Genomic DNA, 18,696 nt, shown 5'->3' with positions numbered 1-18,696 from the left:
AAATAATAATATGTCTGTGAAATTTTGGGGGGCTTAATCACTACCAAATAAATCGCGCGTATAGACTTTATTAGCTATATCACTGAGCTCTTCAACCATACGATTTGAAACAACCACATCGGATATCTGTTTAAATTCGTTAAGATCTTTAATTACACGTGAATGATAAAATTCATTTTCTTCTAATACAGGCTCATACACTACAACTTCAATGCCTTTTGCTTTGATACGCTTCATAATACCTTGAATTGACGAGGCTCTAAAGTTATCAGAGCCGGTCTTCATTACTAAGCGATAAATACCAACAACTTTAGGATTACGTTTTATAATTGAATCAGCAATAAAATCTTTACGTGTAGTATTCGCGTCAACAATAGCACCAATGATATTATTAGGTACATCAGCATAATTAGCACGTAATTGTTTGGTGTCTTTTGGTAAACAATAACCACCATAACCAAACGAAGGATTATTATAGTGCTTACCTATACGAGGATCTAAACTAACACCTTCTATAATTTGCTTACTGTTTAGACCATGAGCTTCAGCGTAGCTATCAAGCTCATTAAAGTAAGCTACACGCATTGCTAAATAAGTATTTGAGAAAAACTTAATAGCTTCAGCCTCGGTTGAATCGGTAAACAAAATTTCAATATTTTCTTTGATAGCGCCTTGCTTTAATAAATTAGCAAATACAATGGCTCTCTCGCTTTGTTCACCCACAACAATACGCGAAGGATATAAGTTATCGTGTAGTGCTTTCCCTTCACGTAAGAACTCTGGTGAAAAGATTAAGTTATTGATACCAAATCGCTTTTTAATATCCTTTGTAAAGCCTACAGGAATAGTTGATTTAATTATCATGACCGCATTTGGATTATGTATGATTGCATCTTTAATTACGGCTTCTACCGAGCTTGTATTAAAATAGTTATTTTCTGCATCATAATCAGTCGGTGTAGCTATAATTACAAAATCGGCGTTGGTATAAGCCGCCACCTTATCTGTAGTAGCTGTGAAATTTAAATCATTACGCGTCAAAAAGTCACTAATTTCAGTATCAACAATGGGCGAAAGCTTATTGTTTAACAGCTCTATTTTTCTCTCATCAATATCAAGCGCTACAACTTCATTACGTTGGGCTAATAACATGGCGTTAGAAAGCCCTACATACCCTGTGCCTACCACTGCAATTTTCATTTAATATCCTATAAATGTTAATACTCTATAATATTAATACTATGCCTAAGTGTTTTAATTAGAAGTTAAAGAGTAAATAAAACCTGAGTTATCTCAAAAATACGAACAATTAACTCGAAGAGTATGATTTTTTAGGTAGACCTAGTTTATTTCTAAAAAAGTTAATTACTTTACAATAATTAATTAAGATACCTAAATAGACTATAAAAATTATTACAAAGCTATAAAACATAATGTACTCAGGTATTAATAACACCTCGCCTAATATACCTACACTTGCAAATAATGAAGCTATGAGACAAATTAAACCTAAGGTCTGTAAAGACGAAAAGCCTAAACGCTGACAAACATGATGCAAATGGTCACGATCCGGTTTGAAGGGGGATTTTCCTTGCTTAACACGACGAATCATAATTGCGCTCATATCCATAAGCGGCACTGCAATTAACCATAATGCAGTTACCGAACGAATCATTGGATTACCTTCAGCTTGGCTTGCACCAATTAGTAACCAGATAACGGTAAAGCCTATCATCATACTACCGGCATCACCCATGAATACCTTTCGTTCACGGCCAGTTAAACCCAAATTCATAACAATATAAGGCACCATGCATACAACTAAGAGTAGACACAGATAGCTTAAACTTTGTTCACCAGAAAGTAATAGCAATATACCTATACTGGCAAATGTAACCATTGAAAGACCACCAAGTAATCCATCAATACCATCAACCATATTAAACGCATTGATGCAGCCAATTACGGCAAGAACAGTTATAACAGCGCCAAAGCCACCTAACTCTATAGTACCCAAGCCAAATAAATCCCCCAAACTATGTAGCTCAACACTAGCAAAATAAATCATAGCAAATGAAATTAATGCCTGTACGATCATACGTATTTTCACACTTAAATCGAAACGATCGTCTAACGCTCCTACTAATGTTAACCCACATATACAAAACATATATAAATCAGCATGATTTATCATACCTGGATGTGAATAAATATAGTTTACAATAGTTATACATATAGAAATACCACCAACAAGAGGGATATTGCCGTCATGTAACTTTCGTCCAGAAGGCTGATCAACTAAACCTACTCTTCGCGCCACTTTACGCATTAAAAATAGAATTGCGAATGCAATAAAAAAAGTCAAAAACAGATCAAAAAACATAATAGTTCCATTAGTAAGTTTAATGCTTTAATCCATATTAGATAAAGCAGTCCGCGGTTATTTAATACTCTGAACAATGATATTAATAACAGTTATCAAATTAATTACTTTTATAGTTTAATAACACTTTTGCATGCTTTTCAATAAAAGGACCTTCTTTTATTTCTAATATTAATGCCTGCTCAGATACACATTCGACACTATGGATATCACCCGGTTGAAACTCTATAGATTGTACATTTTGTCCAACACCGACTAAAAAAGAATTTATGACCGAGCCAGCATTATTATAGAGTGTTACTTTCAACACTCCACTTTGTACTATAAACATTTCCCATTGATGTGCTAACTCATGATAATGCGGCACTACATAACTATCTTTAAGTAACGCTATGTATAGTCTTTGAACTTTGTCATCAAAACTGGCGTGCAAATTTAAATGAGCTCTTTTTCTAGATGAGTTATGAGCCTGCTCAAATAAAAAATCAATGTCCTCTAGAGTTATTTTCCGCATTACTTCTCATTTAATCTTTTGATAATATTAGCAGTAGTGGAACTGACTGAAAATTCATTTTTTAACAGCTCATATGCTGAGCTACCTTTATCTTTTCGTAAACCAGAACTTTGATACAAAGCTATTGCACTTTGTAATAGCAGCTCATCGTCACCATTTTCACAGATAAATCCCGCACCTCTTGAATTAACAAGCTCTTGAAGATCGTTACCGCAATTTACACTACCTAAAATAGGAAGAGACTGAACCATATATCCCAATAATTTTCCCGGGAAGTTATGTGCAGTATGCTCAGCTGATAATGAAAACAACCCTACATCAACTTCAGCTAATACTTTTTTAAATTCATTCTGATTAATTGATGGTAAATAAGTATAGTTTTTTAAATTCCACTGCTCAGCAAGTTCGTTGATAAGCTCCACCTCATCGCCCTGACCTATAAATAAAAAGTGAGCTTGTGTACAGTGCTGCATATTTTTGGCTAAGCGCATTAAATTTGCCATATCTTGCGCATGGCCAATGTTACCACCATAAAAGTAAATAATTTTATTTTGTAATTGTAACTGAGAGCGAAAAGAGGTAGCTGAATCCTCAGCGATAACAGGCTTTAGATCAGCCCAATTACGCAAAACCTCTGTTGGATACTTATCTTGGTTACTTTGCTTAAATACTTCTATATTTTTTTCTGACATCAAGCCAATTGTATTCGCAGTTTTATACGATCGCTGTTCAAAAAACTTAAAATATTTCTCAATTAACGAGCCTTTTTTAATCATCCCTGCATCAATTACCCATTGAGGGAATAAATCTCTTAATACAAGGTAAGATGGGCATTTACAGTGCTTTTTGATTTTATTAACCAAACCACCAAAAAAAATAGAAGGCGAGTAATAAATAACTCCATCAAATGTGTGCTCGTTTACATTCTCCTTAATAGCTGACCAAGCTTTAAATGAAAGCAAAGTTTCATTTAAAGCCCGAGTTACTTTGCCTACATCTTTGATTGGGCCTGAACTAAAACGCCAAACTGTAACCCCTTCAACACTCTGCTCAGTAACCTTTTTTTCTTGCCCTACAGCAGGCGTAATTACTGTTACATTATGCCCCATTGATATAAGTTCAAGCGCCAAGTCATGAAACATCTTAGCGCCTACTCTTGTGCTATCTGGTAAATAATCATCAATTATTAGCGCTAATTTCATTAATATTTTTTCCAAACCACGCGATTAACATAGTCAGTATAAGAATGAATGATTCTAACCACCTTATCAGCTACATTTGGCATACTGTAATCGTACACTTGGCGTAATAATCGTTGTTCACCCGCTGGTTGCGACTCAAGTATTTGCAAGCCTTGCATAACACGCTCTACACCTAAACCAACCATCATTACCGAAGCCTCTTCCATTCCTTCAGGTCGCTCATGCGCTTCACGAAGATTCAATGCAGGAAAATTCATTATCGAAGACTCTTCGTTAATGGTCCCACTATCAGAAAGTACAGCCTTGGCATTTTTTTGTAAGTTATTATAATCATGAAAACCTAACGGTTTTAATAACCTAATATTTTTATGAAACTCAATTCCTTGTGCTTCTATTCTGTTTCTTGTGCGCGGGTGAGTCGAAATTATTACAGGCATATCATAATGCTCAGCAACCGCGTTAAGCGTATTTGCTAAGTTTATAAGCTGCTTTGGAGAATCAACGTTTTCTTCTCGGTGAGCACTCACTACAAAGAACTCACCTTTTTTAAGCTCAAGCTCTTTTAATACATTTGATGAATCAATTTGAGGCATATAATGTGTCAGCACTTCAAACATCGGGCTGCCTGTTTTTATAATACGATCAGCAGGAATTCCTTCAGCTAACAAATAGTCTCTCGCAATAGTGCTGTAAGTAAGGTTAATATCAGCAGTATGATCGACTATTTTACGATTAGTTTCTTCAGGAACTCGTTGATCAAAACAACGATTACCAGCTTCCATGTGGAATATAGGAACCTTACGGCGCTTTGCTGGTATAGCTGATATACACGAATTTGTATCACCCAGTACAAGCATGGCCTCGGGCATAACCTCTTCAAGTACTTCATCAACTTTAATGATTACTTGGCCAATTGTTTCAGCTGCATTTTTACCAGCAGCATTCAAGAAATAATCTGGTTTTCTAACACCTAAATCGTTAAAAAAAACTTCATTAAGCTCAAAATCATAATTTTGACCTGTATGAACTAATATATGTTCACAGTGCTCATCAAGCTTAGCTAGCACTCGAGATAAACGAATTATTTCTGGTCGTGTTCCCACCACTGACATTACTTTTAACTTTTTCATTTTACTCACTTAAAATCTGAAATTTAAAAAACAGCTTTATAAAGGCATTGCAACAGTGTCTGGTTTGTCTCTGTCAAATATTTCATTTGCCCAAAGCATAACTATCAACTCCTCTGAGCCAACATTCGTTATATCGTGAGTCCAACCTGGTACTGTTTCTACTATTGTACGAACAGCTTCTGAGGTATTAACCTCGTACTCTTCACCAGTAGCAATCTGTTTAAATTTAAATCGAGCTTCACCCTTTAAAACTAAAAACTTTTCATTTTTCGAATGATGATAATGCCCACCGCGAGTGATCCCTGGGTGTGCTGTAAAAAATGAAAACTGACCAGAATCAGTTGTTTTAAGCATTTCGCTAAATGAGCCACGTTCGTCAGTGTAACTCGGTACATCGTAAGTAAATTGCTCAGGCTTAAAATAGCTTAAATAAGTAGAATAAAGCGCGCGCTCAAAACCAACGCCTACCTTGTTAGTTATTAAAGAGGTGCGGCTTTGTTTAAAGTCACTCAATAAGCTAACAACTTTACCTACTGTAGTTTTGTAAACTGGCTCCACTTGACTATATTTTTTAGGCTCTGAAGGCGTACTGGTTAGTAAACTAACAAACTCATGGCAAACATCATCTATATAAACAAGACTAAGGGGTGCATCAGCATTGTGTACAGTAATTGGTAAGTTGTTTATTGTGTTATAACAAAAGGTAGCTACTGCAGAATTGTAATTAGGTTTACACCACTTACCAAAAACATTCGGTAATCTGTAAATATAAGCAGCACTACCTGTTTTTTCTCCGTAAGCTGCAATAGCTGATTCTGCGCCCGCTTTACTTACCCCATAAGGATTATTTAATTCAGCTTGAATTGATGACGTAAGTAAAATTGGCGTACTACGCTTGTTGTTAACAAGTGTATTTACTATTTTTTGAGTTAAATCTGTATTGCCTTGTTTAAACTCATCATCATTTTTAGGTCTATTTATACCGGCTAAATGATATATAAAATCAGCATTTTTTACTTTTTCATCAATACTTATATCGTTATCATCGCGGGTGATTTTTTCAACATTTTCAAACCCAGCTTCTTTTAAATGAACACATAAGTTTCGGCCAATAAAACCATTAGCACCAGTTACTAAAATATTCATTACACACCTTCTGGTACTATTAATTTACCTGCTTCAATATCACGCATAAAATCAAGTTTACGCAGTAGCTGCTTCATTCCTTCAACATCTAAGCGCTCTGTATTATGAGAGTTATAGTCTTCAATAGTAGACAAATCTTTATCGCCTTCGTCTGTATATTGCGCATAATTTAAATCGCGGTTATCTGCAGGAACTCGGTAATATTCGCCTTGATCTTGTGCAACAAACATTTCTTCACGGCTGCACAATGCTTCAAATAACTTCTCACCGTGGCGTGTGCCAATAACATTAACTTTATGCTCTGGCTTGCCAATCATTTCAAGTATTGCTTGTGTTAACACTTCAATAGTCGCTGCTGGCGCTTTTTGTACAAAAATATCACCATTAGTGCCATTTTCAAAAGCATGTAGTACTAAATCAACGGCATCATCTAATGTCATCATAAAGCGAGTCATTGAAGGGTCAGTTAATGTAATGGGTGTATTTTCGATTACTTGTCGAATAAATAAAGGAATAACAGAACCACGAGAAGCCATTACGTTACCGTAGCGTGTACCCGAAATAACTGTGTTTGTACCTTCTAAATTGCGGCTTTTGGCAACAATCACTTTTTCCATCATTGCCTTAGAAATACCCATTGCGTTAATTGGGTAAACGGCCTTATCGGTACTTAAACATACAACACGGCTAACGCTATGAAAAATCGCCGATTCTAGTACATTTTCAGTACCTAACACGTTGGTTTTAACGGCCTCTAACGGATAAAATTCACATGAAGGCACTTGCTTTAAAGCTGCAGCATGGAAAACATAGTCAACACCACGCATTGCAGTAGAAATACTTTGCGGATCTCGTACATCACCTATATAAAATTTTAATTTTTCATGATTAAAGGCTTTACGCATGTCATCTTGTTTTTTTTCATCCCGAGAAAAAATACGAATTTCTTTAATATCAGTATCTAAAAAGCGGCGTAATACTGCATTGCCAAATGAGCCTGTACCACCTGTGATCAATAAGACTTTATTTTTAAACATAGTTCTCTCTTAATTAGTTTTTCAAAATTAGACTCAAATGAAAAATCTATTTTATTAATTCCCTGTTGCGACCTCGTAACCTCAAGTTTTGCAAGTATTTCAGAAAATGTGGCGAGGTCGTTTTCTTCTACATAGTGAATATTAGACATAAAATTCAGAAAGTCATAAGTAGCATTTTTTGCGCCTATATAAATAATATCTTTCCCTGATTTAGCATAGCCATAAGCTTTTAATAATACTCTCGCAGAACCATTTTCTTCGGGTGGCATGTAAATAATAAGGGCATCATACGACAGCAACTTAAGTGGCACTTCTTGTGAGGAAACTTTCCCGATATAGTTACAGCCATAAGCTGGTGTAAATGGTTCTCCTAAGAAGTCTACAGAATATGAACTGCTTTTAGGTAATAGCTTAGAAATAATGTTCACAGCTTTTTCACCATAATGACCACCACTGTATAGCATTTTCAAATTATTAGAGTTTAGTATTGGGGTAATATTCTCAAAGCTTTCTCTAGGATAACCATTTGGTACGGATACCACCTCACAATTAAACCTATCCTTACTCACTAAATCCTTTAACTGTGGAGTATTTGCAATGATCACATCAGCTTGACTAAGAAATGATTTATAAGCCAAATTTGAAAAGAATTTATGTATAAATGTTCCATACTTCACTAATTTGTTATGTTTCCAAGCATCTCTTAGATCAAGCATGAATGGAGCGTTTTTTTTATTAGCTAATAATAACCCTAAATAATGAATAGAATGTGGTGGTGATGAACTTATCACAAAATCGTAATTTTGCTCAACTGAACTTATTATTTTTTTCTTATTCATAAAATAAGTCGGTAACAGGCCATCTGCAATTGGGCTAATTATTCTATTCAGGAGATTAAACTTAAGTAAAGGTATTGGTAATGAATCAACTACGATGATATCTCCTTTGAGCTTATAGTTATCCTTACATTTAGTAGTTAAAACTGTGACTGCGACACCATGTTTTAATAATGATTTAACTAGATAATATACTCGTTCTGACTCAGCTAATTTAGCTTTAGAGAAAGAGGCGGTAACAATCAAAACACTTTTGCAATTTTGCAATTTCATTTAAAGCTTTCCTCAAATAAAAGGGTTTTCATACGCTTCAAAAAGCAATCTAACGTATATTTATCTATTGCCTGCGCATAATTGTTGTTCTGAAAAGTCAATAAGGTAGTTGGAGTCATTTTTTCGATACAACTTGCAATAGACTTTGGGGTTGAAACGTCACAAAAATAGCCATTCACACCACATTTAAATATATCACTTATGCCTCCAACATTAGTGGTTATAACCGCACAACCAGACATATAAGCCTCAAGTATTGATAGTGGCTGCCCTTCATCGTAAGAAGGCAAACAGAAAACATCAGCTTCTGAGAAAAGCTTATCTTTATAGTCACCGCTAACAACACCGTGATATTTTATTTCACATGAAGCAATTAAATTATTTATTTTATTGAAATGAGAAGCTTCAATTGCACCAGCCATATTCACCTCTAGTTGGTGACCATTACCTTTCAAAATGCTGACCGCCTCGAAAAAGTCAAATACCCCTTTATCTTTCATTAGGTTAGATAAGAATAAAATCTTTAACTTCTTACTTTTCTTTTTTGCAGCAAAGTTTTTAATTGGTACCCCATTAAAACAATAAGCCCCCTTACTTCTGTCTTTTAAAAGTAATAAATGCTTGTCTTGAATGCTGGGTCCAAGAAAAATCACTCGCCAGCTTAAAGTCAATAAGTTAATAATCAACTGTTTTGTAAAATAATTTGTTGCCGCTACATTTTCTGCCAATTTAGAGCCATGTAAATGTAAAATCACTTTTTTTTTGAAAAGATAACTTAATAAAATAATAGGGGAAAACTTTAAGAATCCTAGCACTGATTGGCCAGGGGTAATATATACAACATCCTTTTTTGATTGTATGCTTTTGATGAAATCTAATAGGATTTTAAGTGAAAACAAGATTTCTTTTAATTTTAACTTTCCTTGTTGATCTTTATCTTTTAGAACGGACTCGAAATTAGACCTAATTACATCTAAGCTAAAATTCTCACCTTTTAACTCACTTACTAGGTATTGATTAAGTAAACTCATTCCATGAATAGGCTCAGGTAATGGCCCAATAAAAATAACCCCATTACACATAATTCATCTTCCTTGTAAAATTGATAAGTAAGCGTTAATTTGATCTTGTTCTCTTTGACTAAAATCTATTTTTTCTACATTTTGTAATAATTTTTCATAGTTAGCTTCAACTGTTTCTATAGCATTGTTTAATGAATGGTTTGAGTTCAACTTAAAAATGAAGCCTGCATTTGTTTTTCTAACAAGATCTTCACTACACCCAACCACATTACTAACAATAACGGGCAATTTATGCCAAAGCGCTTCATCGACAACTAAACCCCAAGGCTCTGAAAGTGAAGGTAAAACAAACACATCGTGGGTGTTATATACTTTAGATAAATATGAGTTTTCGATATACCCGATAAAGGTAATATTAGGTTTTGCTAAACTTTGAAGTTTTTCCTTAAGTGGGCCATCCCCTACAATAGTTAGTTTTTTTTTGTTTTCGTTAAATATATTAACTAAAAACTCTAAATTTTTTTCCGACGACAAACGCCCAACATAGAGATATTTATAATTCTTATTCTTATTCTTATTCTTATTCTGAACTTGATTTACCGAGGTAATTATATTCCTATTAATAATTCCAACCCCATGGGTTAACTTTACCTCTCCATTGAAATTTGCTCGAGTTAAAATTTCATGTTGCAAATAACCGGATGGAAATGCTTTTGACATTCGTTTAAGAAATAGCTTCTTTAACCACCAAGCAATTCCGCTTGTTTTGGTCTCTTTAATACTACTCTCAATAACTACACAATTTTTTTTCTTTGGGATATAGAATGCAAGTGCAAGTAACTCTTTTATCTCCCACCCAGGGTATAATAAATAATCATACTTTATAGAGCTTAATGCGGCTCTTAGCCTCAATATCGTAATGAGTTTTGACCTACTTTCATAAGCTTCTTCATTAATGACTTCATAGTCAAACTCAAGCTCTCCTAATGAAAAGTCCTTGGATCTAATATTGGATGTATTAGAGATATAGATTACTTTAATTTTTAGCGTCTTCGCTAACTTATTATACAAAAGTGTTTTATAAAAAGCCGGTAAGTTAGTAATTATAACTGCATTATACTTTTCCATTTGCAACCTTTAATTTTACAGTTCTAAAAATTCTTTTTATACTTAAAAGATACCGTGATTCAATTGAGGTTATGCGCAATATTAATTCTTTTATTTCTTTTTTGTTAATATTATTTTTTTTAAAAAGGACTTTAAATAAGAGTGGTAAAGAAGTTTGCTTTTCCGATGGGAGGTGTATGAAAGAAAAATCTCTAATATTATCAGGGACATCAAAGTACTTAATAGTGGTCCACAACCTTCCTATAGCTTTTTTTGGTTTAATAAAAGGTAGTTCTGCATTTATCATTGACAAAATTTGCTCTTCTGTACGCATTATTTCACAGTAAGAGGAGTTAAGTAGCTGAGTATATCTATCTTTAATATAAGATATTCCACCTTTTTCAAAAGCAAAGAACTCTCCACCTATTTTTTCTTTTATCACTATTGATTCACCAATTATTTCTTTATAAATTTGCTGTAAAGTAATAATAGTCTCACCATGAAAGCTGGTTGAAGGGTCATCTTCTACACCGTTCAAATAAGCTATAGGAGATTTATTTATTCCTTCAATTAAATCGAAATATTGAGAAAAGTTATTCAAAGCAATGCAGTCAGTATCGAACAATGCAAATTTATCTGAATTAAAAAACTGCTTGCTATCGTATATAAAATCAATAACATCAAAAAAAAACTTTACACTAGCCCACTTACCTTCGTTTGGATGGCTCAATATTAGATTGTCATATATAGTTACCCCTAGGCTTTCAATTTCTTTTCGATATGGAAACCCTACAATATTTGTGAAAAAAATATGATTTATACCCTCATTAATTTTAACGGACGTAAAAAAGAACGTATAAACAGTCTTCCAGTAAATCAAATCTATATCTTCTTTTACTCCTGATATATTGGCATACTCCGAAGCCTTAATTGGTGATTCCTGATAAAAATATGTGCATATATTTTTCATTATAAAACCCTTAATTTTCTTGAAAAGTATGCCCTAAGCAACATTTCTACTAAATAAGACGAAAATGCTAAATAAACATAGAAACTTAATGACCCTAACAAATTCAATAAATACCCAAAAAAAACAGAGCCAATATAGAAATATACGGTTAAAAACATTATTTTCATATATATTTTATTGTGATTAAAAACTAATAAACCGAGCCTAGCAATTATCAAACTGACCGAAACAATAGGCAGTGCTGACATCATAATATAATATGCATCTAGCCCGATAAGCATATCCTCACCTGCAAACATTGATACAAAGTACGGCAAAAAATACAGTGCTATCAATACAATAAGTAATGACGCAAAAAATATAAGGAAAATACTTCTTTTTAAAAGTGTATTACTTCTAATCTTTACAGCCTTAGGAAATACAGCATCAGAGTATACCGATATAGGAATAGAAACTAAGTTTAACAAACGAATAGAGAGATCATAAATTGCAACAGCTGACATACCTAAGAAACTCCCAATGAGAATAGTTGAAGCCCTATCTTTAATACTTACTGTAATATTAGAAATAAATATTGGACTAGCATTCTTAAAGTAATGTAAAAGAACTTGCCTTTGAGGAATAATATAATTTACTCTATATATTTTATACATCAGAAATATAGACGATAAACCGGTTAACAGGTTCACTATCGCGAATATAAGTGGCACAAGATATATTGTTGAATTAGCATTGATCAGCGTCAAGCAAAGGATCGTCAATAATACTTTCCCAGCGGTATTAATCAATGTTATCCACTTTAGGTTCTCTACTCCTTGAAAGAACCACTGTACAAATAAAAGCTCATAAAAAGTCGAAAAGAAACAGATAAATAAAAGTAGTGAGTTCACAGTACTAAAATTTAATAAAGATATAATGCAAACAATGATAAGTGAGCCTAGCCAGAGTATGATTTTAATAGTAAATATATTTGAAACTATATCAGAAAATGAATCTAGATTTTGCGCTACATCTTTTGCACCTGTAATATAAAAGCCAAAATTAATCACAATAGCAAAAAATGCGATTATTCCTTGGTGAAAAACAATAATACCAAAATCATTAACTCCATAATTATGTATCAAAAAAGGGTAAATGATTAATGGAGAAAACAAATTAGCTATTTGAATAAAGCTTAAGTTAACAAAACTATGAAAGATCTTTTTATTTAACATTATTTTTCAACAAAAAAGTAGAGCCAAGGCATAAAGCAGTGCCTATCGTGAATTTTTAGGAGGACTGCAAAGCGTAAGTTGAAGATATTAAGGAGCTCACTTGAGGTCAATATCAAGAGAATCTAATTTCAAAATTGCAGCTATAAATAGGTACATAAAAACAGTTACAAATTCATTGAAATTCAACCAGATAGTCTCTGATGGTATCAAAGCTATAGATAAGATAAAGGAAGTATATAAATAAGAATTTCCCAATGATTTTGTATTTATATTTCTTATTAAGACTTTTATTACACTTGCAAATAGTAAAAAGTATAATATCAAACCGATATAACCAATACAAAAAACAACTGCGGTTAAATTATTAGAATCTCTAATAAAATGCTCTGATAAATGACGGTGACTTTCTAGAGCGCCAATTCCAAAGCCTAAAACTGAAAATATAAAGTTATATTTACTTTGATAAAGGCTTAAGGCTTGGTTTATTTCATCACGCCCTGTACTCCCTCTTTTTATAGCTGAGTCAATATAATTTGAAATTTCATCAATTTCCAATAAATAAAACGACATTATAAGCAGACCAAAAATAACAGTTGAAAGTACTGCCAGCTTTACGATTATATTTTTTTTTACTAAAAGTAGAAACAATAACAAGAAGAGAAAAAAAACCAACTCTAAAAAAAAACCAACCCTTGCACTTGTTACAAATATCAAATACTGAAATAAAAAAAAGTTGAATATTGAAATTAGTCTCTCAAGAAAGTACTGAGATTTCATTAAAACGATAAAGCTAATTATACAAAAAAAACCAAATATCAAAGAGGTATTGTGCCTATTCGATGCTAACCCTACAAAATGCCCCTGATAATCAACTAACTTATCTACTGTAATAAGGGAAGCTAAAGAATATATAACCCCTAAATAAAATAAAATCCTAATTAACTTTACGACATCATTACTCTTAAAGTAAGTGAATATATATAGCATTAGAAAGTACAGTAATAAAAGTGATATCAACTGTACTAATGCATCATAATTATTAGGTGCATAAACTAAGCTTAGTGTGAAAAGCAATACTATTAACGACATTGGAACCAATTGGCGATAAAGTTTAATATAATCACTTGCCAAACTTATATTAACAATAATAAAAACAGAAAAAATTATATAATTTATACTTACAGGTAAAACATTAACCCTATATTCCATAGGAACAAAAAGTATGATTACTGAATAAATGGATAACATCAATAAAAAAAAATTGTTTTTAATCATTTAAAAACTCAGATTATTTGGTGAATTTAATTTGAATCGTGCGCATTCACTAGGGTTTTATAGTCACATTCAACGCAAATAGAGCTAACACTTAAATTATCTCATAAGGCTATGCCATCTTTTTCTGAAGAATATTTAACAGCTTTCGAATAAATAAAATTCACTACTCATTAAAGGTCAAAAACTTATAGCTTTCTAAGGATATAGGTCATATTTTTGACTCAAGGGATAGTCGAACAACTGGACACTATACTTTCCATCTACACATATGTGTAGATGGAAAGTCAGAAATAGTAGAGCAGTTAAACTGGCTGACTATTAGCCGTCCCTGCTCCCAAAGAGCATTAAAAGTCAATCAAGGAAGCTGTAGAAATAACCATCTTCAAAGCTAACATTCAATTTTTCAACTAAACATTTCAGTCATTTGATTACCCACTGAGCCACTTTTTTCCATATTGAGACAGTCAATTTAGACTATCTCATTGTAATACTTTGTTTTTATACTTTTATTAAAAAGTGCCCAATAGGCCCCATTTTTATAAATTATTTATCGCTTTTGTATTCGTAGTTGTAGTAGCCGTAATACCCATATGCATTACTCGCTTTTTTAACAACACCGTTAAATACAACGCCTTTTACGTCTGTGCCATTTTGTTCAAAACGATTTCGAGTTAATTCTATCTCTCGTACATGATTTTGGCCAAAACGTGTAACAAGTAAAGTAGTGCCAGAATGTGCACTTACAATTGCAGCGTCAGTTACTGCAAGTATTGGTGGTGTATCAATAATTATAATGTCGTAAGCGGCGCTTACTTCTTCAACTAACTTACTAAAGTTGCTATGCATTAATAGCTCTGAAGGGTTTGGCGGTATTTGTCCACGCGTAATAACACTTAAACCTTCAACTTTGGTTGGTTTAGTAACTTGCTCTAGATTTAAACGGCCAGATAAGTAATCACTTAATCCATCGTCCCACTTTAACCCAAACTGCGTTTGTAAGTAGCCTTTACGCATATCGGCATCAATAATCAGTACTTTTTTACCGCTTTGCGCGAGTACTGAAGCTAAGTTAACCGATATAAACGATTTACCTACGCTTGGGCTTGGGCCCGATATGGCAATAATGTTATTTTTAGCTTCCATCATCGCAAAGTGCAAACTGGTGCGTAAGCTACGCAGTGCCTCTATTGCTAGGTCGGCTGGGTTATCTAGCGCGAGTATACTTTTAGGCTTATTCGTCTTGTTTTTGCGGGCTCTCTCGGCAAAGCCACTTAGTTTATCTTGATAATCTGAGTGCGGCACACTTGCGTATACAGGTAGGCCTAGTGCTTCAATTTCAGCTGGGTCTTCAACGCCTTTGTGCATTGCCTTTTGTATAAGCACAATTGCCACAGCTAACATGCCACCAAGCATAGTAGCCATTACCACTATTAATGCTTTTTTAGGCTTAACTGGCTTACTGGTATTTACCTCAGCGTAGTCGATAATACGTACGTTACCTACGGTGCCTGCGCGCACTATATCTAACTCTTGTGTTTTGCTAAGCAGTAACGTGTAAATTTGGTTACTTACCTCAACATCACGCTTTAAACGTAGTAGTTCTTGTTGAGTTTCTGGTAGGTTACCTACCTCACCTACCAGTTCTTGCTTTTGGCTTTCAACCGCTTCTATTTGCTCAAGTATACCTTGGTATGAAGGATGATCTTTTTTAAACTTACGGCCAATATCTAAACGTTTTAGGTTTAGCTCTTGTAATTTAGTTTCAAGCTTTACAACTTGTTCAAGCACGCCTTGTGTTTCAAGCGTTATGTTTATTGATTGGCGTTTTATTTGGTAGTCGTTAAAGCGTTGCTCTGCGTACTCAAGCTGTTTTTTAATTTCAGGTAATTGTACTTCCAAAAATTCAAGCGACTTTTGTGCTTCAGCGCTGTTGCGCTCAACATTTCGGCGTACATAAATAGCCGCTACTTTATCAAGCACTTTTTCAGCGTAGCTTGGTTTAATGCTTTGTAAGCTTAAGTTAATTATGCCTGAGTCTTTACCTTTTTCGCTTGCACCAATTGCAGTTTGCAGGTCTAAAATAGTATTTAAGCGATCTTTACGGGTAATTGTAAACTCTGTACCAGGGCGTGCATTTAAAGTACGAATGGTTAAGTTAAATTTACCATTTGTAAGTTCCTCGCCCACTTTACCCGATAATATTTGCTCGCCGTCTGAATTTAAAAGTGCAAGGCTATTGTTAGCTTGTGCGACTAATGTAAATGCTTGATTTACTGCAGTACGTGGTACATCAAACCTAAATACATTAATGCTCTCACCACCCCACGCGAAGCTACTAGCACCAAAGCTTGGCTCGGCTAAGTCGCCATCTTCCGTTGGGGTAAAAGTACGATAAGCTCGGCTACCTATAAACGGGAATAGCTTAGGCTCTGCTGTTACATCAAGATTTAAAGTATCTACTGCCTCACCTATTATACTGCGCGACTTTAGTAGCTCTATTTCGGTTACTGCAGCCGATGTACTTTCGAACATACCTGCCATATCGTCAAATCCAGGAACTGATGCGCCGCCGTCTTCAACTTGTATCATGGCTGTTGCTTGATAAACAGGGGTACTTAATACTGCATAAATAACACCCACAAACATAAACAGCGCGGTTACGGCTACTATAAAATATTTGCGATCGAGCAATACGCCTAGTAGCGCCATTAAATCAATTTCTTGCGTTGGTTGTGTATTATTAGTGCTTTTACTATTAGCGTTATTAGCGTTATTAGCGCTGTTATTCGGCTGGGTATTCATTAAATTAGCCATTCCTTATAAATACTTTTGCCAAGCGCTACACGCGCTGTCGATTAATGTATAAACGTGTTCAAAAGCCTCTTGGCTTTGACGGTACGGATCTGGTATTTCGGCGTTATTAATCCACTTACCGAGTAAAAACGTTTTACCGCGCGCCTCGGGGTAGCGAGCATGTACGTCGTTTAAATGGCGTTCTTCCATTACGAGTATTACGCTGTTTTGCGCTACTAAGCTTGATGTAAGCTGCTGGCCTTGGTGAACATCCATATTAACGCCATGTGCGAGTGCTATTTGTTTTGCTTTTGCATCTGCTGGTTTGCCTTCAAGTGCTGTTAACCCAGCAGACGATACTTTAATATTTTTGCCTTCAAGCTTTTGCTTTAAAACATACTCACCTGTTGGGCTGCGGCAAATGTTACCTGCACACACCACTAAAACTGAATCAAACATTTTAAAAACCCTTAGTTTGCAGTTATATCATCAATACTATCTACAGTAGCAATTGACGGTAACAGTAAGCTAATTACGCGGTTCCAACGGGCAATCGGTGCCGATGTTACATATACAATATCACGCGGTTGTAGTTCAAACTGCTCAGCTAATACCATTGCCGCTATATTTTTAGCGTGTAATTGGTATACGTTTGCCATAACCCCAGTTTGCTCTACGTCACTTTTACGCAGTACAAATACGCCGTTAGCGTCTGCTGTTGCCTCGTTTAAGCCGCCCGAGTCGCTTAGCGCTTCGGCCAAGTTTAAACCATAACGGTTAAGCATTACTGAACCAGCTTTTTTAACATCACCTAATACAAATATTTTTTGTGCATCGTTACGATTTACGTGCACAATGTCGCCATGTTGCAATAAGCGGTTTTGCGAAATATCACCATGGGCATAAAAGTCATCAAGTTTAATAATTTCTGTTTTGTCGCCTCGGGTAAATGTTACTGTGCGCCAATCGGCTGCATCAGTTAAACCGCCGGCTTGGTTTAGAGCATCTATTAATGTAAGTGGAATTTCGGTTACTGGGTATACACCCGGCTTGTTTACTTCACCGGTAACGTAGGTTTTTTGGCTTCTAAAGCCAACTACTTTTACATCTACTTGTGGGTCTTCTATTACTCGGCTTAAGCGCTTAACAAGTTCGTTACGTACTTGGTTTATTGTTTTGCCTGCAGCCGGTATATTTGGTGCATAGGCATAAGTAATGGTGCCATCTCGTTGAACACGAAAACCGTCAAACTCTGCGGTACGTTGTACTGCTGCCGGTATTGTGAGCTCTGGGTGATCCCATACGCCTATTGTTAGTACGTCGCCAACGCCTATTTTGTATTCGTAGTTACTTACGTTTAAACCAGCGGTGCTTGAAATTGGTTTAGCAGCTATACGTGCTTTTTTTTGTTCATTTATTAATGATGAGTCAATAATTTGAATGTTTACTTTTTCTAGGTCTTGCTCAAGGTTTTGAGTTTGCTCACCTGGGGAAACACCTTCAAAATGGCTACCCGGAATTATTGTACAACCTGTTAGTGATAATAATGCGAGTGAGGTAACGAGTGATTTACAGCTTAACGCCATTGTAGAATCCCAAAATTATTTTAAAATTGTTCTTACTCACCAACCTTGGTGAGTACTTATTTTTTTAGCGCTGTAATTAAAGCATGAGGGCTAACTACGCGCAAGCGCGAATCATTTTATACGTATTGGTTAAAAGCCATATGCTAGCAAAAGTAAAAATATACCCTAACCTACTAGTAATGAGTTTAGCCCTTCGGGCACGCCCCAC

16 protein-coding genes are annotated in these 18,696 nt (G+C 34.7%); all 16 read right to left on the bottom strand.

Annotation, left to right across the window (positions count from 1 at the left end; genetic code table 11):
• Nucleotides 1-33: 33 nt before the first annotated feature.
• The 16 genes from H5088_RS05175 to H5088_RS05100 all read right to left on the bottom strand — a co-directional run bounded on the left by H5088_RS05175 (nucleotide 34) and on the right by H5088_RS05100 (nucleotide 18,488).
• The gene (locus H5088_RS05175; RefSeq protein WP_182752368.1) at nucleotides 34-1,200 is read right to left on the bottom strand and encodes a nucleotide sugar dehydrogenase; all 1,167 of its coding nucleotides are present in this window, start codon (nucleotides 1,198-1,200) and stop codon (nucleotides 34-36) included.
• A gap of 109 nt (nucleotides 1,201-1,309) precedes the next feature.
• Nucleotides 1,310-2,383 carry a UDP-N-acetylglucosamine--undecaprenyl-phosphate N-acetylglucosaminephosphotransferase gene (wecA, locus tag H5088_RS05170; RefSeq protein WP_182752367.1) on the bottom strand — a complete coding sequence of 358 codons (1,074 nt, stop codon included), beginning with the start codon at nucleotides 2,381-2,383 and terminating at the stop codon, nucleotides 1,310-1,312.
• A gap of 100 nt (nucleotides 2,384-2,483) precedes the next feature.
• Nucleotides 2,484-2,897 carry a WbuC family cupin fold metalloprotein gene (locus H5088_RS05165; RefSeq protein ID WP_182752366.1) on the bottom strand — a complete coding sequence of 138 codons (414 nt, stop codon included), beginning with the start codon at nucleotides 2,895-2,897 and terminating at the stop codon, nucleotides 2,484-2,486.
• A complete protein-coding gene (locus tag H5088_RS05160; protein ID WP_259398087.1) occupies nucleotides 2,897-4,114 on the bottom strand; it encodes a glycosyltransferase family 4 protein in 1,218 nt (405 codons plus the stop codon). The genes H5088_RS05165 and H5088_RS05160 overlap by 1 nt, the downstream gene beginning before the upstream one ends.
• Nucleotides 4,099-5,229: a non-hydrolyzing UDP-N-acetylglucosamine 2-epimerase gene (gene wecB / locus H5088_RS05155; RefSeq protein ID WP_182752365.1), complete on the bottom strand. Its 1,131-nt coding sequence runs from the start codon at nucleotides 5,227-5,229 to the stop codon at nucleotides 4,099-4,101. The genes H5088_RS05160 and wecB overlap by 16 nt, the downstream gene beginning before the upstream one ends.
• A 36-nt stretch (nucleotides 5,230-5,265) precedes the next feature.
• A complete protein-coding gene (locus H5088_RS05150; protein WP_182752364.1) occupies nucleotides 5,266-6,375 on the bottom strand; it encodes a UDP-2-acetamido-2,6-beta-L-arabino-hexul-4-ose reductase in 1,110 nt (369 codons plus the stop codon).
• Nucleotides 6,375-7,412 carry a polysaccharide biosynthesis protein gene (locus tag H5088_RS05145; RefSeq protein WP_182752363.1) on the bottom strand — a complete coding sequence of 346 codons (1,038 nt, stop codon included), beginning with the start codon at nucleotides 7,410-7,412 and terminating at the stop codon, nucleotides 6,375-6,377. The genes H5088_RS05150 and H5088_RS05145 overlap by 1 nt, the downstream gene beginning before the upstream one ends.
• On the bottom strand, nucleotides 7,388-8,521 hold the full coding sequence (locus tag H5088_RS05140) for a glycosyltransferase (RefSeq protein ID WP_182752362.1): 1,134 nt from the start codon (nucleotides 8,519-8,521) through the stop codon (nucleotides 7,388-7,390). Before H5088_RS05140 ends, H5088_RS05145 begins: the two co-directional genes overlap by 25 nt.
• The gene (locus H5088_RS05135) at nucleotides 8,518-9,603 is read right to left on the bottom strand and encodes a glycosyltransferase family 4 protein (RefSeq protein WP_182752361.1); all 1,086 of its coding nucleotides are present in this window, start codon (nucleotides 9,601-9,603) and stop codon (nucleotides 8,518-8,520) included. The genes H5088_RS05140 and H5088_RS05135 overlap by 4 nt, the downstream gene beginning before the upstream one ends.
• 3 nt (nucleotides 9,604-9,606) lie before the next feature.
• Nucleotides 9,607-10,671: a glycosyltransferase gene (locus tag H5088_RS05130; RefSeq protein ID WP_182752360.1), complete on the bottom strand. Its 1,065-nt coding sequence runs from the start codon at nucleotides 10,669-10,671 to the stop codon at nucleotides 9,607-9,609.
• Nucleotides 10,658-11,620 carry a hypothetical protein gene (locus H5088_RS05125; protein ID WP_182752359.1) on the bottom strand — a complete coding sequence of 321 codons (963 nt, stop codon included), beginning with the start codon at nucleotides 11,618-11,620 and terminating at the stop codon, nucleotides 10,658-10,660. Before H5088_RS05125 ends, H5088_RS05130 begins: the two co-directional genes overlap by 14 nt.
• Nucleotides 11,620-12,834 carry an oligosaccharide flippase family protein gene (locus H5088_RS05120; protein WP_182752358.1) on the bottom strand — a complete coding sequence of 405 codons (1,215 nt, stop codon included), beginning with the start codon at nucleotides 12,832-12,834 and terminating at the stop codon, nucleotides 11,620-11,622. Before H5088_RS05120 ends, H5088_RS05125 begins: the two co-directional genes overlap by 1 nt.
• A gap of 96 nt (nucleotides 12,835-12,930) precedes the next feature.
• The gene (locus H5088_RS05115; protein WP_182752357.1) at nucleotides 12,931-14,109 is read right to left on the bottom strand and encodes a hypothetical protein; all 1,179 of its coding nucleotides are present in this window, start codon (nucleotides 14,107-14,109) and stop codon (nucleotides 12,931-12,933) included.
• 543 nt (nucleotides 14,110-14,652) lie between these two features.
• A complete protein-coding gene (locus H5088_RS05110) occupies nucleotides 14,653-16,911 on the bottom strand; it encodes a polysaccharide biosynthesis tyrosine autokinase (RefSeq protein WP_182752356.1) in 2,259 nt (752 codons plus the stop codon).
• Nucleotides 16,912-16,926: 15 nt separating this feature from the next.
• Entirely contained in the window at nucleotides 16,927-17,361 is a 435-nt protein-coding gene (locus tag H5088_RS05105) for a low molecular weight protein-tyrosine-phosphatase (protein ID WP_182752355.1), read from the bottom strand.
• Between the two features lie 11 nt (nucleotides 17,362-17,372).
• Entirely contained in the window at nucleotides 17,373-18,488 is a 1,116-nt protein-coding gene (locus tag H5088_RS05100) for a polysaccharide export protein (protein ID WP_182752354.1), read from the bottom strand.
• Nucleotides 18,489-18,696 lie beyond the last annotated feature (208 nt).

This window comes from Pseudoalteromonas sp. SR43-3 (genome assembly GCF_014163875.1).
Lineage (GTDB): Bacteria > Pseudomonadota > Gammaproteobacteria > Enterobacterales > Alteromonadaceae > Pseudoalteromonas > Pseudoalteromonas distincta.
The sequence above is the reverse complement of the archived record's forward strand: the minus strand, read 5'-3'. Positions and strand labels throughout refer to the sequence as shown.

What these genes read in the sequence shown, in the direction of transcription:
- wecA (WP_182752367.1), bottom strand. Translation starts at nt 2,383, where the DNA reads ATGTTTTTTGATCTGTTTTTGACTTTTTTTATTGCATTCGCAATTCTA.
- H5088_RS05120 (WP_182752358.1), bottom strand. Translation starts at nt 12,834, where the DNA reads ATGTTAAATAAAAAGATCTTTCATAGTTTTGTTAACTTAAGCTTTATT.
- H5088_RS05175 (WP_182752368.1), bottom strand. Translation starts at nt 1,200, where the DNA reads ATGAAAATTGCAGTGGTAGGCACAGGGTATGTAGGGCTTTCTAACGCC.
- H5088_RS05140 (WP_182752362.1), bottom strand. Translation starts at nt 8,521, where the DNA reads ATGAAATTGCAAAATTGCAAAAGTGTTTTGATTGTTACCGCCTCTTTC.
- H5088_RS05165 (WP_182752366.1), bottom strand. Translation starts at nt 2,897, where the DNA reads ATGCGGAAAATAACTCTAGAGGACATTGATTTTTTATTTGAGCAGGCT.
- H5088_RS05110 (WP_182752356.1), bottom strand. Translation starts at nt 16,911, where the DNA reads ATGAATACCCAGCCGAATAACAGCGCTAATAACGCTAATAACGCTAAT.
- H5088_RS05100 (WP_182752354.1), bottom strand. Translation starts at nt 18,488, where the DNA reads ATGGCGTTAAGCTGTAAATCACTCGTTACCTCACTCGCATTATTATCA.
- H5088_RS05150 (WP_182752364.1), bottom strand. Translation starts at nt 6,375, where the DNA reads ATGAATATTTTAGTAACTGGTGCTAATGGTTTTATTGGCCGAAACTTA.
- H5088_RS05145 (WP_182752363.1), bottom strand. Translation starts at nt 7,412, where the DNA reads ATGTTTAAAAATAAAGTCTTATTGATCACAGGTGGTACAGGCTCATTT.
- H5088_RS05115 (WP_182752357.1), bottom strand. Translation starts at nt 14,109, where the DNA reads ATGATTAAAAACAATTTTTTTTTATTGATGTTATCCATTTATTCAGTA.
- H5088_RS05135 (WP_182752361.1), bottom strand. Translation starts at nt 9,603, where the DNA reads ATGTGTAATGGGGTTATTTTTATTGGGCCATTACCTGAGCCTATTCAT.
- H5088_RS05125 (WP_182752359.1), bottom strand. Translation starts at nt 11,620, where the DNA reads ATGAAAAATATATGCACATATTTTTATCAGGAATCACCAATTAAGGCT.
- wecB (WP_182752365.1), bottom strand. Translation starts at nt 5,229, where the DNA reads ATGAAAAAGTTAAAAGTAATGTCAGTGGTGGGAACACGACCAGAAATA.
- H5088_RS05105 (WP_182752355.1), bottom strand. Translation starts at nt 17,361, where the DNA reads ATGTTTGATTCAGTTTTAGTGGTGTGTGCAGGTAACATTTGCCGCAGC.
- H5088_RS05130 (WP_182752360.1), bottom strand. Translation starts at nt 10,671, where the DNA reads ATGGAAAAGTATAATGCAGTTATAATTACTAACTTACCGGCTTTTTAT.